This window comes from Rahnella sp. RFA10(1/100) (assembly GCF_004195115.1).
In the GTDB taxonomy this organism is placed as follows: domain Bacteria; phylum Pseudomonadota; class Gammaproteobacteria; order Enterobacterales; family Enterobacteriaceae; genus Rahnella; species Rahnella perminowiae.
In genome coordinates, this window is record NZ_SEWR01000006.1 from 39560 (window position 1) to 54140 (window position 14581).

Genomic DNA, 14581 nt, shown 5'->3' on the forward strand with positions numbered 1-14581 from the left:
AGACTTATCCACAGGATTAGGCGTTTTTTTAAACTGTCTGTTTTTTGCGCTTGGTATATTGATAAAATTTAATGCCTTGATTTTAAATAAAATTAATTTATAACGAAACGTTATGACGATCACTTGCTCTTTTTTTTGCACTTGATTGGCAAAGCATTTTTATTTTTATGCACAGAAAATATCGCTTTTCCAATTAACGCTTTGGGGAAGGGTTATGCATCCCTTGGCAGACCCTTTTCAACCGCACGGATCAGGCGCTTTTGCTGTGAAGATTGCACTTCCACCTGATGTTCACTTCTTCTTTCAACCTGCTGTGCAACCGCCCAACTGATATGTTCATCCAGCAACGCATTCTCACCTTCCCGCGATTGCAGTGTATTGAGCACCTCCCGGGAGTACGGGGCATTGCCCAACGCCACCGCAATATTGCGCAACCAGCGCAAATGTCCGATACGCCGGATTGGCGAGCCTTCCGTGATGCGCAAAAACTTTTCTTCCGTCCAGCCAAATAATTCAATCAGTTCAGGGGTATGAAGTGCGGCGCGCGGGCTGAAATCGTCTTCTCCGGTCAGTTGTGAATAACGATTCCAGGGGCAGATCAGCTGACAGTCATCGCAGCCGTAGATACGGTTACCCATCAGCGGACGGAATTCTTCCGGAATTGCGCCTTCCAGTTCAATGGTCAGATAGGAAATACAGCGGCGGGCGTCGACAGTATAAGGGGCAACGATCGCACCGGTCGGGCAGATTGTCATGCAGGCCACACACTTTCCGCATTTCTCTTCCTGAGGCTGATCGACGGGCAACGGCAAATCAATCAGCAGTTCGCCGAGAAAGAACCACGAGCCGGATTCACGGTTGAGAATAAGTGAGTGTTTACCAACCCAACCCAGACCGGCTTTCGCTGCCAGCGGGCGTTCCATGACCGGCGCGGAATCCACAAAGGGGCGGAAGGTGACGGTCTGATCAGCATGCTCAGTACAATGCGCCTGGATCATGTCGCCCAGTTTTTTCAGGCGCTGCCGCAACACTTTGTGATAGTCGCGTCCGAGGGCATAACGGCTGACATAACCCAGCTGCGGATTATTCAGGGTCTTGGCAAAAGCGGCCTTGGCAGGCAAATAGTTCATCCGCACGCTGATCACCCGCAGCGTACCGGGCAGTAATTCATGCGGACGGGCGCGTAACATACCGTGGCGCGCCATCCAGTCCATCTCGCCATGATATTGTTTATCAAGCCAGTCTTGCAGTTTAGGCTCTTCCACAGATAAGTCTGTATCGCAGATACCCACCTGCTGGAAGCCTAGCGATTGGCCCCATTGCTTGATATGTTGAGCCAGTTGAACGAGATCGAGAGGGAGTGTCATGACGAACCAACGTGAAAAACGAAACGAGGCGAGTTTACCACATTCCGTATTTTCTGCTGACTGGCTACGACAGGCTGAGCGACAGGCGGCGCAGGAAACGGGGATTTCTCTGTTTACACTGATGCAACGCGCGGCAAAAGCCGCTTTTTTACTGGCGCAGCGTAAGTTTCCGCAAACCCGTCACTGGCTGATTTTATGTGGTCACGGTAATAACGGTGGCGATGGTTTTGAAGTTGCACGACTGGCGAAAAACGCAGGGCTACGCGTAACACTGCTGGCCGTGGAAGGGAGCAAACCGCTGCCTGATGAAGCGGAAATGGCGCGAACGGGTTGGCTGAAAAGTGGTGGAGAAATCAATTCTGCCGATTCTGCATGGGCGGATGATGCTGATCTGATTATCGATGGTTTGCTCGGTACCGGTTTATCTTCTGCCCCCCGCGCACCTTACGACGGGCTGATTGACGCCACTAATTCGGCATCATTGCCAGTGATATCTCTCGATATTCCTTCGGGGCTTGATGCGCAAACTGGCCAGACAGCGGGGAAGGCGGTTCACGCCACGCACACTGTCAGTTTCATCGCCCTGAAACCCGGTTTGCTGACCGGACAGGCGCGCGATTACACCGGTAAATTACATTGTGATGCGCTGGGGCTGCAAAGCTGGCTGGGTGGACATCTGGCAGCGTTACAGCGGCTGGATGCGTCGCAGTTAGGCACATGGTTGCACCCGCGCCGTCCGTGTTCCCACAAAGGTGAACACGGGCGTTTAGTGGTGGTTGGCGGCGATATCGGGTTTGCCGGTGCAATCCGAATGGCGTCGGAAGCCGCGCTGCGCACCGGTGCTGGTCTGGTGCGAGTACTCACTCACAAAGAGCACGCTGGCCCGTTGCTGACCGCCAGACCTGAGCTCATGGTGCAGGAACTGACCGCAGCATCGCTCGATGAAGGGCTGGAATGGGCGGATGTGTTAGTCATCGGCCCCGGTTTAGGCCAGAAAGAATGGGGTAAACAGGCGGTCGAACGCGCGGCAAAGTGGGATAAACCGGCGTTATGGGACGCTGATGCGCTTAACCTGCTGGCAATCAATCCCGGGAAACGGCAAAATCGCGTACTGACGCCTCATCCTGGCGAAGCAGCCCGCTTACTCGGTTGCAGCGTGAAGGAAATTGAGAGTGACCGCTTACTTTCGGTGCAGAAACTCACGGAACGCTATGGCGGCGTGGTGGTGCTTAAAGGTGCGGGCAGTCTGATTGCCAGTGAACATGGCGAAATGGCGCTGGCAGATGTCGGCAATGCCGGTATGGCATCCGGCGGCATGGGCGACGTGCTTTCTGGTATCATTGGCGGATTGCTGGCTCAGAAACTGAATATTTATGATGCGGCCTGCGCGGGCTCAGTGGTTCATGGCGCTGCCGCAGACGAAATTGCCCACCGGCAGGGAACGCGCGGTATGCTGGCAACTGATCTTTTAGCGGTGATTGCCCCGTTAGTTAATCCAGACCTGAAGAAATAGATATCACTGAATGAATCAACTTAATATCTCTCTACCCGACGAAGCGGCAACGCTGCAACTAGGTGCTTCACTGGCGAAAGCCTGCGAAGGCTCAACGGTTATCCATCTTTATGGCGATCTGGGAGCCGGTAAAACAACCTTTAGCCGGGGATTTCTTCAGGCATTGGGGCATCAGGGCAATGTGAAAAGCCCGACCTACACGCTGGTTGAGCCTTATCAGCTGGATAAGATTGCCGTTTATCATTTTGATTTATATCGCCTTGCTGATCCGGAAGAACTGGAGTTCATGGGGATCCGCGATTATTTCGCACAGGACGCCATTTGCCTGGTGGAATGGCCACAGCAGGGTGCAGGGGTATTGCCTGAACCGGATATTGAACTGACGCTGGATTATTCCCCAACCGGGCGCACCGCAAAGTTGGCGGCGGTTTCTGAATCCGGCATAAAATTGCTGCATCGTGTTCAACAGCAAGGATGATCACGCGATGAACTCACGTTTTACCTCTCTTTATATTTCAGCGACGATGATGACGTTGTTATCGGCGCTGATGTTGTTTGCCGTGCTGGCCTCGCCGGTTTTTGCGGCTGGCATGAAAAACATCAATGTTTCCAACGGTGCCACGCAATCTACCGTCACGATTTCATTTGATGGTTCACCGGATTACTCTTTTTTTCCGCTGCACAACCCTGAACGTGTGGTCATGGATATCCGGCAGGACGGCGTGATGAAAGGCCTGCCGCTGAATTTTAACGGACAGAATCTGGTGACGCGTGTACGTGCCAGTACGCCGCCCAATGCGCAGAGTCAGCGTCTGGTATTTGAACTGAATCAGAAAGTCCGAACCAACGCCACAAAACAGAAAGATGGCAACCAGTACACCGTGGTGCTGACCATGAACGCCGCTGCTCCGGCACGTCGGAGTGCACCGGTTGCCGTGGGGACCAACACGTCCTCGCCAAATGCGGGCAGAATGGTTACGCCTTCCGCGAAATCAAATCCGTTTACCCATGATCAGACCAAAGTCGTCGCGACGACGGTGGCGCCGGATAATTCACGTTCTTCTACCGTGTCGACCAGTGACAGCAGAATTATTGTCGCTATTGACGCCGGTCATGGCGGGCAGGATCCGGGCGCAATCGGCGCTGGCGGGCTAAAAGAAAAAAATGTCACTATCTCAATTGCCCGTAAATTACAGGCGATTCTTAATGCAGACCCGATGTTCCAGCCGGTATTAACCCGTGACGGGGATTACTTTATTTCGGTCATGGGCCGTTCCGATGTAGCGCGTAAGAAAAATGCTAATGTGCTGGTTTCTATTCACGCTGATGCCGCGCCGAGCCGCAGTGCGCGCGGTGCATCAGTCTGGGTGTTATCGAATCGTCGTGCTAACAGTGAAATGGGGAACTGGCTGGAGCAACACGAGAAACAGTCAGAACTGCTCGGCGGCGCTGGGGATGTGCTGGCAAATACCGCTTCAGACCCGTATCTCAGTCAGGCGGTGCTGGATTTACAGTTTGGTCATTCACAGCGCGTGGGCTATGACGTTGCGACCCGTGTATTGCGCGAACTGCGCTCTGTTGGCTCTTTGCATAAAGCGAAGCCGGAACATGCCAGTTTAGGTGTTTTACGTTCGCCTGATATTCCTTCCCTGCTGGTGGAAACCGGCTTTATCAGTAATTCAACTGAGGAGCGGCTGCTGGGCAGCAGCGCGTACCAGGATAAAATTGCGAGGGCTATCCACATCGGCCTGCGTAATTATTTCCAGTCGCATCCGATACAAAATGGCCCAAAGGTCGAAAACCGTCCGCTGCTGGCCTCATCAGCAGCGGCGGCAGACAGTAGCGCGACAGCCAGTACTGCCGCTAACCAGCCTGGCCCGATTGAAGTGACTGCCGGTGCAGCCGGTGCCACGCAGATCCACAAAGTGACCCGGGGTGAAACCCTGACCGGGATCGCGAACAGCTACGGCACGACAAACGCGGCGCTGCGCGATCTTAATAAACTGAAAAAAGACGGTGTCTGGGTCGGTCAGCGATTGAAAGTCCCTGCGGGAACCCGCACATCTTCAACAGCCGCCGCACCTGCTTCGACAACAAAAACGTCGAAGAAGCCCGCGAAACATAAAGTGAAACGCGGCGATACGCTGTCGGCGATCGCCAGCCAATATGGTGTCAGCATGAATGACATCAAAACCGCAAATCATATGAAGTCTGGCGAGGTACAGCTCGGCCAAACCTTAACTATTCCTCAGTCATAGGCGGTAAATGACCGCTGCCACAGGAGCCGCTATGCCAATCAAGGTACTGCCGCCACAACTTGCTAACCAGATAGCAGCGGGTGAAGTTGTCGAAAGACCGGCTTCCGTGGTGAAGGAACTGGTGGAGAACAGCCTTGATGCGGGCGCGACGCGTATTGATATTGATATCGATCGTGGTGGTGCCAAACTTATCCGCATTCGCGATAACGGCTGTGGGATTGGCAAAGACGATCTGGCTTTAGCGCTGGCACGTCATGCCACCAGTAAAATTACCTGTCTTGATGATCTGGAAGCCATTCTGAGCCTCGGATTCCGCGGCGAAGCGCTGGCAAGTATCAGCTCTGTATCGCGCCTGATCCTGACATCACGCACCGCTGAACAGCATGAAGCCTGGCAGGCGTATGCCGAAGGGCGTGATATGGCGGTAACCGTCAAACCGGCGGCACATCCGCAAGGCTCGACGGTTGAAGTGCTGGATCTGTTTTACAACACGCCCGCCCGCCGCAAATTCATGCGTACTGAGAAAACCGAATTTACCCATATCGATGAAGTTGTCCGGCGGATTGCACTGGCGCGCTTTGACGTTTCTGTCAACCTCAGCCACAACGGTAAACTTATTCGTCAGTATCGTGCGGTGAAAGACCCGGCACAGTTCTCCCGTCGTCTGGCCAGTATTTGCAGCCCGACATTTGTCGAGCACGCACTGGCCGTGGAATGGAGTCATGGTGATCTGGCGATCCGTGGCTGGGTGGCGGATCCGGCCGGTTCACGCAGCCTGAGTGATATGCAGTATTGCTATGTGAACAACCGCATGATGAAAGATCGCCTCATTAATCACGCGATCCGCCAGGCGTATCAGGATCAGCTCAAAGACGATCAGCAGCCCGCGTATGTGCTTTATCTGGATGTCGATCCGCATCAGGTGGATGTGAATGTGCACCCTGCCAAACACGAAGTGCGTTTCCATCAGTCGCGGCTGGTGCATGATTTTATTTATCAGGCGGTGATGTCCGTATTGCAGCAGACGGGGGCTCCCGTGCTTGATGAACCACAACTTCAGGCAGATACACCGCGCTGGCAGCAGGAAAACCGTCAGGCTGCGGGCGGCAATCATTTCTCGCAACCGGCAGAACATAAAACGCCGGCACCGCGGGAAAATAATCCGCCACGTGAAAATGTATTTCCTGAAACAGCCCGCGTCAGCCAGCCCCGTGAACCTGCTTACCGCAACACGGAGCCCGCTTACAATCCCTCAGAAAGCCAGGCTTACGGACGTTTGTTGCAACCTGCGCCGGCGTCGTTTTCTTTACAGGAACCGGCACCTGCTGCGGCACCGCCCGCTAAGCCAGCCATTCCGGCGGCCCGTACACTGACGGAACCGGCACTGGAATCACACAGCCAGAGTTTCGGGCGTGTGCTGACGGTATGTTCCTCGGAATATGCGTTACTTGAGCGCGGCAAAAATCTGGTATTGCTGGCATTACCGGTTGCTGATCGCTGGCTGAAATGGGCGCAGCTGACACCACCCGAAGAGGGGTTGCGACCACAACCGTTATTAATTCCGCTGAAGCTGACGCTGAAAAAAGAAGAGACGACCGTGCTGGCACGGCATCAGGCGCTATTACAGCATTTTGGTTTAGAAATGCTCAGTGAGTCACAGCGTGTGACGGTTCGCGCGGTACCTTTACCATTACGCCAACAAAATTTACAAAAGTTGATACCTGATCTGTTAGGTTATCTTGCTGTTCAGCAGGAGGTGACTTCTGATGCGGTAGCTATGTGGTTTGCCCGCCACTGCGGCTGCGAGCATGAGGTCTGGACAATTTCACAAGCCATACAATTACTCACGGATGTTGAGCGTCTTTGCCCGCAATTGGTGAAATCGCCTCCGTCCGGCCTTCTGCAACCTCTTGATTTACAGCCCGCACTGGCGGCTTTTAAGCATGACTGATTCTGAAAAACACGCAGTTCCCCCGGCCATCTTTATTATGGGGCCGACCGCATCCGGTAAAACAGCACTGGCGATATCGCTGATGAAACACCTGCCTGTCGAGCTTATCAGCGTCGATTCTGCCCTGATTTATCGGGGGATGGATATTGGTACGGCGAAGCCCACGGCAGAAGAACTGGCGGAGGCGCCGCATCGGCTGATCGATATCCTCGACCCGGCACTGGCTTATTCGGCGGCTGACTTTCGTCAAGACGCATTGCGGGAAATGGCAGAAATAACCTCGCGCAATAAGATCCCGTTATTGGTAGGTGGGACTATGCTTTATTTCAAGGCGTTGCTTGAAGGTCTTTCCCCGTTGCCACCGGCTGATCCTGCCGTGCGCGAACGTATTGAAAAGCAGGCGGCGGAACAGGGCTGGGAGGCGTTACATGACCAGTTGCGTGAAATCGATCCCGTTGCGGCTATGCGAATTCATCCGAATGATCCACAGAGACTGTCCAGAGCACTGGAAGTTTTTTTTATTTCGGGTAAAACTTTAACGGAACTGACTAAAATTTCGGGTGAAACATTACCCTATCGTGTCCATCAGTTTGCGATTGCGCCGACCCGCCGTGAACTTTTACATGCGCGGATCGAGGAACGTTTTAGCCAGATGTTGTCCAATGGTTTTGAAGACGAAGTCAAAACGCTGATAGCCCGGGGCGATTTGCATACAGATTTGCCTTCCATTCGTTGTGTGGGTTATCGCCAGATGTGGTCATATTTGTCTGGTGAATTCGATTACGATGAAATGGTTTATCGTGGTGTTTGCGCGACACGACAGCTGGCCAAACGTCAGATGACCTGGTTACGAAGTTGGGAGGGTGTCGAATGGCTCGATTCTGAGAAGCCAGAAGAAGCCTTAAACCGTGTAATTCAGGTTGTTAGTGCATAGGTTGGGTGATTGTGTACAATTGATCAGTACTCAGCGCGCAATTTTTTATGTGATTTATTTTCGAGCTGATAGGCTCAAAGTTACAAACAACAAACTAATAAGGAAAAGATAGAATGGCTAAGGGGCAATCTTTGCAAGATCCGTTCCTGAACGCATTGCGTCGTGAACGTGTTCCGGTTTCTATTTACTTGGTGAATGGTATTAAGCTGCAAGGCCAGATTGAGTCTTTTGACCAGTTTGTCATTCTGTTAAAAAATACGGTTAGCCAGATGGTGTATAAACACGCTATCTCCACCGTAGTGCCTTCCCGCCCGGTGTCACATCATAGCAATAATCCAGGTACGGGCAGCACCAACAATTATCACCATGGTAGCACTCCGTCTGCGCAACAGCCGCAGCAGGAAAACGATGACGCTGAATAAAGCGCAACGTTGGTCAACCACGAAGGGGTTCATAAGTATTCCGATTATGCTTATGCACCCCCGGCTGGCGAATTTTTTCCCAATGAGAGGTCGCAAGCTTGTTTGACCGTTATGAAGCCGGTGAGCAGGCCGTACTGGTTCATATCTATTTCTCGCAAGACAAAGACACGGAAGACCTGAGCGAATTTGAATCGCTGGTATCTTCTGCAGGTGTAGAGGCGTTGCAAGTCGTCACCGGGAGCCGCAAGGCACCGCACCCAAAATACTTTGTCGGTGAAGGAAAGGCCCAAGAAATCGCAGATGCCGTCAAAGCAACGGGCGCCTCTGTCATCCTGTTTGATCACGCCTTGTCTCCCGGCCAGGAAAGAAACCTGGAAGCCTTATGCGAATGTCGCGTTGTCGACCGCACCGGATTGATATTAGATATTTTTGCCCAGCGGGCCCGGACACACGAAGGTAAGTTACAAGTAGAACTGGCGCAATTACGCCACATCGCTACCCGACTGGTTCGCGGCTGGACCCACCTTGAACGACAGGGCGGCGGCATTGGTGCGCGTGGCCCGGGTGAAACCCAGCTCGAAACTGACCGCCGTTTACTGCGCGACAGAATCACTTTGATCCTCAGCCGGCTTGAAAAAGTGGCTAAGCAGCGTGAACAGGGTCGCCGTTCACGTGTTCGTGCAGATATTCCGACGGTGTCGTTGGTGGGGTATACCAACGCCGGGAAATCTACACTTTTTAATCGTATTACTCAGGCCGATGTTTATGTGGCCAATCAGTTGTTTGCTACGCTCGATCCTACACTGCGCCGTATTATGGTGGCAGATGTCGGGGAAACCGTGTTGGCGGACACCGTAGGGTTTATTCGTCACCTGCCCCATGATTTGGTTGCGGCTTTTAAGGCAACATTGCAGGAAACCCGACAGGCATCTCTGTTACTCCATGTAATTGATGCAGCGGACATCCGGGTTCAAGAAAATATTGACGCGGTGAATACGGTGCTGGCAGAGATCGAAGCAGATGAAATTCCTGCGCTGTTAGTGATGAACAAAATAGATATGCTGGATGACTTTGTCCCGCGTATCGACCGCAACGAGGAGAATTTGCCGGTCAGGGTCTGGCTCTCAGCCGTGACAGGTGAAGGTATTCCGTTGCTTTTTCAGGCATTAACGGAGCGACTCTCTGGCGAAATCGCGCAGCATGAATTGTGCTTGCCGCCGGAAGCAGGCCGCCTTCGTAGCCGTTTTTACCAGCTTCAGGCCATTGAAAAAGAATGGATTGAAGAGGATGGCAGTATTGGTCTGGTGGTGCGAATGCCCATCGTTGACTGGCGTCGCCTCTGCAAACAAGAGCAGGAACTGGAAAGCTATGTCCGCAACCAGAGCCTGTCTGATTTAGCCTGAAGAACACCAATCATAGAATAATGGAGCTATAACATGGCGTGGAATCAGCCCGGTAATAACGGACAGGACCGCGACCCCTGGGGCAGCAGCAATAATAGCGGCAACTCTGGTGGAAATTCTGGTGGAAATAACGACAACAAAGGCGGCCGTAATCAGGGGCCACCTGACCTGGATGATATCTTCCGTAAGCTCAGCAAAAAACTGGGTGGTTTCGGCGGAAAAGGTTCAGGTAACAACAACAACGGTACGCCAACCGGTTCCGGTCATGGAATGAGTGGCACCCGGATTGCTGGCATCGCGGTCGCTGCGGTGGTGGTTATCTGGGCTGCAACGGGTTTCTATACCATCAAAGAAGCTGAGCGTGGCGTGGTAACCCGTTTTGGTAAGTTTAGCCATCTGGTTGAACCGGGCCTGAACTGGAAACCAACCTTCATCGATCAGGTGCGTGCGGTGAACGTAGAATCGGTACGTGAACTGGCTGCGTCTGGTGTAATGCTGACATCCGATGAGAACGTCGTGCGCGTTGAAATGAACGTGCAGTACCGCGTGACGGATCCTGAAGCCTATCTGTTCAGCGTCGCCAACCCTGACGACAGCCTGAGCCAGGCAACGGACAGCGCACTGCGTGGTGTTATCGGCAAATATACGATGGATAAAATCCTGACTGAAGGCCGTACCACCGTGCGTAGTGATACCCAACGTGTACTGGAAGAAACCATTCGTCCGTACAAAATGGGTATCACCATCCAGGACGTCAACTTCCAGACTGCGCGCCCACCTGAAGAAGTGAAAGCTTCCTTCGATAATGCGATCGCTGCCCGTGAAAGAGAGCAACAGTCTATTCGTGAAGCAGAAGCTTATGCGAACCAGATCCAGCCTCTGGCAAACGGTGAAGCACAGCGCTTGCTGGAAGATGCTAAAGCTTATAAAGATCGTACGGTTCTGGAAGCACAGGGTGAAGTGGCCCGTTTCTCCAAACTGTTACCTGAATATAAAGCTGCGCCTGAAATTACCCGCGAACGTCTGTATATCGAAACCATGGAAAAAGTGCTCAGCCACACCCGTAAAGTGCTGGTGAGTGATAAAGGGAATAACCTGATGGTCTTGCCGTTGGATCAAATGTTGCGCGGAAATAACGCTGCTGCAAATGATACCAGCAAGAATGATGAAACAGGTCTGTTGCCTTCCGTTCCTGGGTTGACCAGCAGTAATAGTAAAAGCAGTGCCGATAACAGCAGTTCCCGTTCGTCTGGCAGTGTCATGGACCAGCGCCGTGCAAATGCACAGCGTGACGATACACTTCGCGTAGGGAGAGAATAACAATGCGTAAGTCATTTTTACTTATCGTCGTTGTGGTGCTGGTGGCGCTTTATGCCTCACTGTTTGTGGTCCAGGAAGGTCAGCGTGGCATCGTGCTGCGTTTTGGCAAAGTTCTGCGCGACAGTGATAACAAACCGCTGGTTTATGCACCGGGCCTGCATTTCAAAGTTCCATTCGTGGAATCCATTAAAATGCTCGACGCACGTATCCAGACCATGGATAACCAGGCTGATCGCTTCGTGACCAGCGAGAAGAAAGACTTAATCGTCGATTCTTACCTGAAATGGCGTATCAGTGATTTTAGCCGCTACTACCTGGCAACGGGCGGCGGTGATGTGTCTCAGGCAGAAATCCTGCTGAAACGTAAATTCAGTGACCGTCTGCGTTCTGAAATTGGTCGCCTTGACGTAAAAGACATCGTGACCGATTCCCGTGGCCGTCTGACCCTGGATGTGCGTGATGCATTGAACACCGGTAGCGTAGGCGATGAGCCTGAAGCAACCACTGAAGCCGATGATGCGATTGCCTCTGCAGCAAAACGTGTTGAGCAGGAAACCAAAGGTAAACAACCTGCGGTGAACCCGAACAGCATGGCGGCATTGGGTATTGAAGTAGTGGATGTACGTCTGAAACAAATCAACTTGCCGGAAGAAGTGTCCAGCGCGATTTACGATCGTATGCGTGCTGAACGTAATGCGGTGGCATTGCGTCACATCTCCCAGGGTAAAGAAGAGGCGACTAAAATCCAGGCGGCTGCGGATTACGAGAGAACACGTACCGTTGCTGAAGCAGAACGTACTGCCCGTATCACCCGTGGTGAGGGGGATGCCGAAGCGGCGAAACTGTTTGCTGACGCGTTCAGCCAGGATCCTGACTTCTACGCATTCATCCGTAGCCTGCGTGCTTACGAGGCCAGCTTCAAGAGCGGCAACGACGTCATGGTGTTAAGCCCTGACAGCGATTTCTTCCGCTTCATGAAGTCACCTGAAAAAAATAAATAATTGCTTCTGCAATTTCCAAAAGGTCCCTTAGGGGGCCTTTTGTCTTTTCTGAAACCCTCTCTTTTAAGAAGGGATGTTGCGAGACTGACTCATCATGAATTCGACAATCTGGCTGGCGCTGGCATTAGTTTTGGTTCTTGAAGGCCTGGGACCAATGATTTATCCAAAAACGTGGAGAAAAATGATCCTTTCGCTGGCGAATCTTCCGGACACGGTTTTACGCCGTTTTGGCGGTGGTCTTGTGGTTGCAGGCTTCGTAATTTACTACATGTTGCGTAGTCGTGTGGGAGGGTGAGGTTTTGTTACATGCGGTGTGTCACGTCTCGCTGAGACCGGTAGCACGCAATTAAAATTTTTCCCGCAAACGTGTGCTAAAAGTGCTGGAAAGCACAGAATGAGATGTTAGAATCCTTTTTTAAGCAACCTGGTGATTCTTGAGATGGGTAAGAACGTCGTCGTACTCGGCACTCAATGGGGTGATGAAGGGAAAGGCAAGGTCGTAGACCTGCTTACTGAACGGGCTAAATATGTTGTGCGCTATCAGGGCGGTCACAACGCCGGTCACACTCTGGTTATCAACGGTGAAAAAACCGTTCTTCATTTAATTCCGTCTGGCATTTTGCGTGAAAACGTGACCAGCATCATCGGCAACGGTGTTGTTCTGGCTCCTGACGCCTTAATGAAAGAAATGGGCGAACTTGAAGCTCGTGGCATCCCTGTACGCGAACGTCTGTTACTGTCTGAAGCTTGCCCGCTGATCCTGCCTTACCATGTCGCACTGGACATGGCGCGTGAGAAAGCGCGTGGCGATAAAGCGATCGGTACGACCGGTCGTGGTATTGGCCCGGCTTATGAAGATAAAGTGGCTCGTCGCGGTTTGCGCGTAGGCGATCTCTTCAACAAAGAAACTTTCGCTATCAAGCTGAAAGAAATCATCGAATACCATAACTTCCAGCTGGTTAACTACTACAAAGTAGAAGCCGTTGATTTCCAGAAAACGTTGGATGATGTGATGGCGATTGCCGACATCCTGACGGCTATGGTTGTTGACGTGTCTGAGCTGCTGGACGGCGCGCGTAAGCGTGGTGACCTGATCATGTTCGAAGGCGCGCAAGGCACGCTTCTGGATATCGACCACGGGACTTATCCGTACGTCACCTCTTCCAATACCACTGCTGGCGGCGTTGCCACCGGTTCGGGCATTGGTCCACGTTATGTTGATTATGTGCTGGGCATTGTGAAAGCCTACTCTACCCGCGTGGGCGCAGGTCCGTTCCCGACTGAACTGTTTGATGAAACCGGCGAGTTCCTGCGTAAGCAAGGTAACGAGTTTGGTGCGACCACTGGCCGTAGCCGTCGTTGTGGCTGGCTGGACATCGTAGCGGTGCGTCGTTCTGTGCAGATCAACTCCCTGTCTGGTTTCTGTCTGACCAAACTGGATGTGCTGGACGGTCTGAAAGAAGTGAAGCTGTGTGTCGGTTACCGCATGCCTGATGGCCGCGAAATGACCACCACGCCGCTGGCTGCTGAAGGCTGGGAAGGTATCGAGCCAATCTACGAAATTATGCCAGGCTGGACCGAAACCACCTTTGGCGTGAAAGAAGTGGAAAACCTGCCACAGGCAGCGCTGAATTACATCAAGCGTATCGAAGAACTGACTGAAGTGCCGGTTGATATTATCTCTACTGGCCCGGATCGTAGCGAAACGATGATTCTGCGTGACCCGTTTGATGCATAACAGCCAGCGCTGATTGTGTAAAGACGTCATAACCGGGCAAAATTGCCCGGTTTGTTTTTTTCTGACTCCCTTCGCTTGTTTACTTTCTATAAACCATCCACTATCTAAATGATTAGCTGCAAAGTTCGCGGCTGGTTTATCATCAAAGTGTCATAATAAACAATCATCTTCACCCTGTTGTCATTGCTGACGTGGAAAGACCGGGTAATAGCTACCCAGAGGTATGTGTGCAGTTAACGAGTTTTACTGATTATGGTTTGAGAGCCTTGATTTATATGGCGTCATTGCCGGACGATCAGATGACCAACATTTCGCAGGTCACCGAGGTTTACGGTGTATCGCGTAACCACATGGTGAAAATCATTAATCAGTTGAGCCGTGCTGGTCTGGTCACAGCCGTTCGCGGAAAGAACGGGGGTATCAAGCTGGGCAAGCCCGCAGAGACCATTCGCATTGGCGACGTGGTGCGCGAGCTGGAACCTCTTTCGCTGGTCAACTGTGCCAGTGATTTTTGTCATATCACGCCTGCATGCCGGCTAAAACAAGTCCTGCACACTGCTGTAGAACATTTTCTTGATGAGCTGAATCAGTACACTTTGGCCGATATGGTCAAAGATAACTCAACGCTCTACCAATTATTGCTTGTTGAATGAAAGACTTTCAACAAACTGCTG

13 protein-coding genes are annotated in these 14581 nt (G+C 52.2%); 12 read left to right on the forward strand and 1 reads right to left on the reverse strand.

Features of this window, described 5'->3' with window-relative positions; all coding sequences use genetic code 11:
• Positions 1-212: 212 nt before the first annotated feature.
• The gene (queG, locus tag ETV65_RS17485) at positions 213-1367 is read right to left on the reverse strand and encodes a tRNA epoxyqueuosine(34) reductase QueG (protein WP_129954244.1); all 1155 of its coding nucleotides are present in this window, start codon (positions 1365-1367) and stop codon (positions 213-215) included.
• Between queG and nnr the strand changes: the two genes are divergently transcribed.
• The 12 genes from nnr (at position 1366) to nsrR (ending at position 14560) form a co-directional block, all read left to right on the forward strand.
• Positions 1366-2880, forward strand: coding sequence for a bifunctional ADP-dependent NAD(P)H-hydrate dehydratase/NAD(P)H-hydrate epimerase (gene nnr / locus ETV65_RS17490; protein WP_129954246.1), 1515 nt, complete (start codon positions 1366-1368; stop codon positions 2878-2880). The genes queG and nnr overlap by 2 nt on opposite strands.
• A 10-nt stretch (positions 2881-2890) precedes the next feature.
• Positions 2891-3358, forward strand: a complete 468-nt coding sequence (gene tsaE, locus ETV65_RS17495; RefSeq protein WP_129954248.1) for a tRNA (adenosine(37)-N6)-threonylcarbamoyltransferase complex ATPase subunit type 1 TsaE — start codon at positions 2891-2893, stop codon at positions 3356-3358.
• A 7-nt stretch (positions 3359-3365) separates the two neighbouring features.
• On the forward strand, positions 3366-5138 hold the full coding sequence (gene amiB / locus ETV65_RS17500; protein WP_129954250.1) for an N-acetylmuramoyl-L-alanine amidase AmiB: 1773 nt from the start codon (positions 3366-3368) through the stop codon (positions 5136-5138).
• 31 nt (positions 5139-5169) lie between these two features.
• Positions 5170-7089 carry a DNA mismatch repair endonuclease MutL gene (gene mutL, locus ETV65_RS17505; protein WP_129954252.1) on the forward strand — a complete coding sequence of 640 codons (1920 nt, stop codon included), beginning with the start codon at positions 5170-5172 and terminating at the stop codon, positions 7087-7089.
• Positions 7082-8023, forward strand: a complete 942-nt coding sequence (miaA, locus tag ETV65_RS17510) for a tRNA (adenosine(37)-N6)-dimethylallyltransferase MiaA (RefSeq protein WP_129954254.1) — start codon at positions 7082-7084, stop codon at positions 8021-8023. The genes mutL and miaA overlap by 8 nt, the downstream gene beginning before the upstream one ends.
• 113 nt (positions 8024-8136) lie before the next feature.
• Positions 8137-8445 (forward strand): RNA chaperone Hfq, encoded by a 309-nt coding sequence (gene hfq, locus ETV65_RS17515; protein WP_095923701.1) that lies wholly within the window; start codon positions 8137-8139, stop codon positions 8443-8445.
• Positions 8446-8543: 98 nt separating this feature from the next.
• Positions 8544-9848, forward strand: a complete 1305-nt coding sequence (gene hflX / locus ETV65_RS17520; protein WP_129954255.1) for a ribosome rescue GTPase HflX — start codon at positions 8544-8546, stop codon at positions 9846-9848.
• Positions 9849-9881: 33 nt separating this feature from the next.
• Entirely contained in the window at positions 9882-11168 is a 1287-nt protein-coding gene (gene hflK / locus ETV65_RS17525; protein WP_129954257.1) for an FtsH protease activity modulator HflK, read from the forward strand.
• A 2-nt stretch (positions 11169-11170) separates the two neighbouring features.
• Positions 11171-12169, forward strand: coding sequence for a protease modulator HflC (gene hflC, locus ETV65_RS17530; protein WP_013573766.1), 999 nt, complete (start codon positions 11171-11173; stop codon positions 12167-12169).
• 94 nt (positions 12170-12263) lie between these two features.
• On the forward strand, positions 12264-12464 hold the full coding sequence (locus tag ETV65_RS17535) for a DUF2065 domain-containing protein (RefSeq protein WP_129954259.1): 201 nt from the start codon (positions 12264-12266) through the stop codon (positions 12462-12464).
• A 144-nt stretch (positions 12465-12608) separates the two neighbouring features.
• Positions 12609-13907, forward strand: a complete 1299-nt coding sequence (locus ETV65_RS17540; protein WP_013573768.1) for an adenylosuccinate synthase — start codon at positions 12609-12611, stop codon at positions 13905-13907.
• Positions 13908-14134: 227 nt separating this feature from the next.
• Entirely contained in the window at positions 14135-14560 is a 426-nt protein-coding gene (gene nsrR / locus ETV65_RS17545; RefSeq protein WP_129954261.1) for a nitric oxide-sensing transcriptional repressor NsrR, read from the forward strand.
• Positions 14561-14581: the final 21 nt, after the last annotated feature.

Excerpts from the sequence above, each read along its gene's own strand:
- nnr (WP_129954246.1), top strand. The coding sequence starts at position 1,366 with ATGACGAACCAACGTGAAAAACGAAACGAGGCGAGTTTACCACATTCC.
- queG (WP_129954244.1), bottom strand. The coding sequence starts at position 1,367 with ATGACACTCCCTCTCGATCTCGTTCAACTGGCTCAACATATCAAGCAA.
- tsaE (WP_129954248.1), top strand. The coding sequence starts at position 2,891 with ATGAATCAACTTAATATCTCTCTACCCGACGAAGCGGCAACGCTGCAA.
- amiB (WP_129954250.1), top strand. The coding sequence starts at position 3,366 with ATGAACTCACGTTTTACCTCTCTTTATATTTCAGCGACGATGATGACG.
- mutL (WP_129954252.1), top strand. The coding sequence starts at position 5,170 with ATGCCAATCAAGGTACTGCCGCCACAACTTGCTAACCAGATAGCAGCG.
- miaA (WP_129954254.1), top strand. The coding sequence starts at position 7,082 with ATGACTGATTCTGAAAAACACGCAGTTCCCCCGGCCATCTTTATTATG.
- hfq (WP_095923701.1), top strand. The coding sequence starts at position 8,137 with ATGGCTAAGGGGCAATCTTTGCAAGATCCGTTCCTGAACGCATTGCGT.
- hflK (WP_129954257.1), top strand. The coding sequence starts at position 9,882 with ATGGCGTGGAATCAGCCCGGTAATAACGGACAGGACCGCGACCCCTGG.
- hflC (WP_013573766.1), top strand. The coding sequence starts at position 11,171 with ATGCGTAAGTCATTTTTACTTATCGTCGTTGTGGTGCTGGTGGCGCTT.
- ETV65_RS17535 (WP_129954259.1), top strand. The coding sequence starts at position 12,264 with ATGAATTCGACAATCTGGCTGGCGCTGGCATTAGTTTTGGTTCTTGAA.
- ETV65_RS17540 (WP_013573768.1), top strand. The coding sequence starts at position 12,609 with ATGGGTAAGAACGTCGTCGTACTCGGCACTCAATGGGGTGATGAAGGG.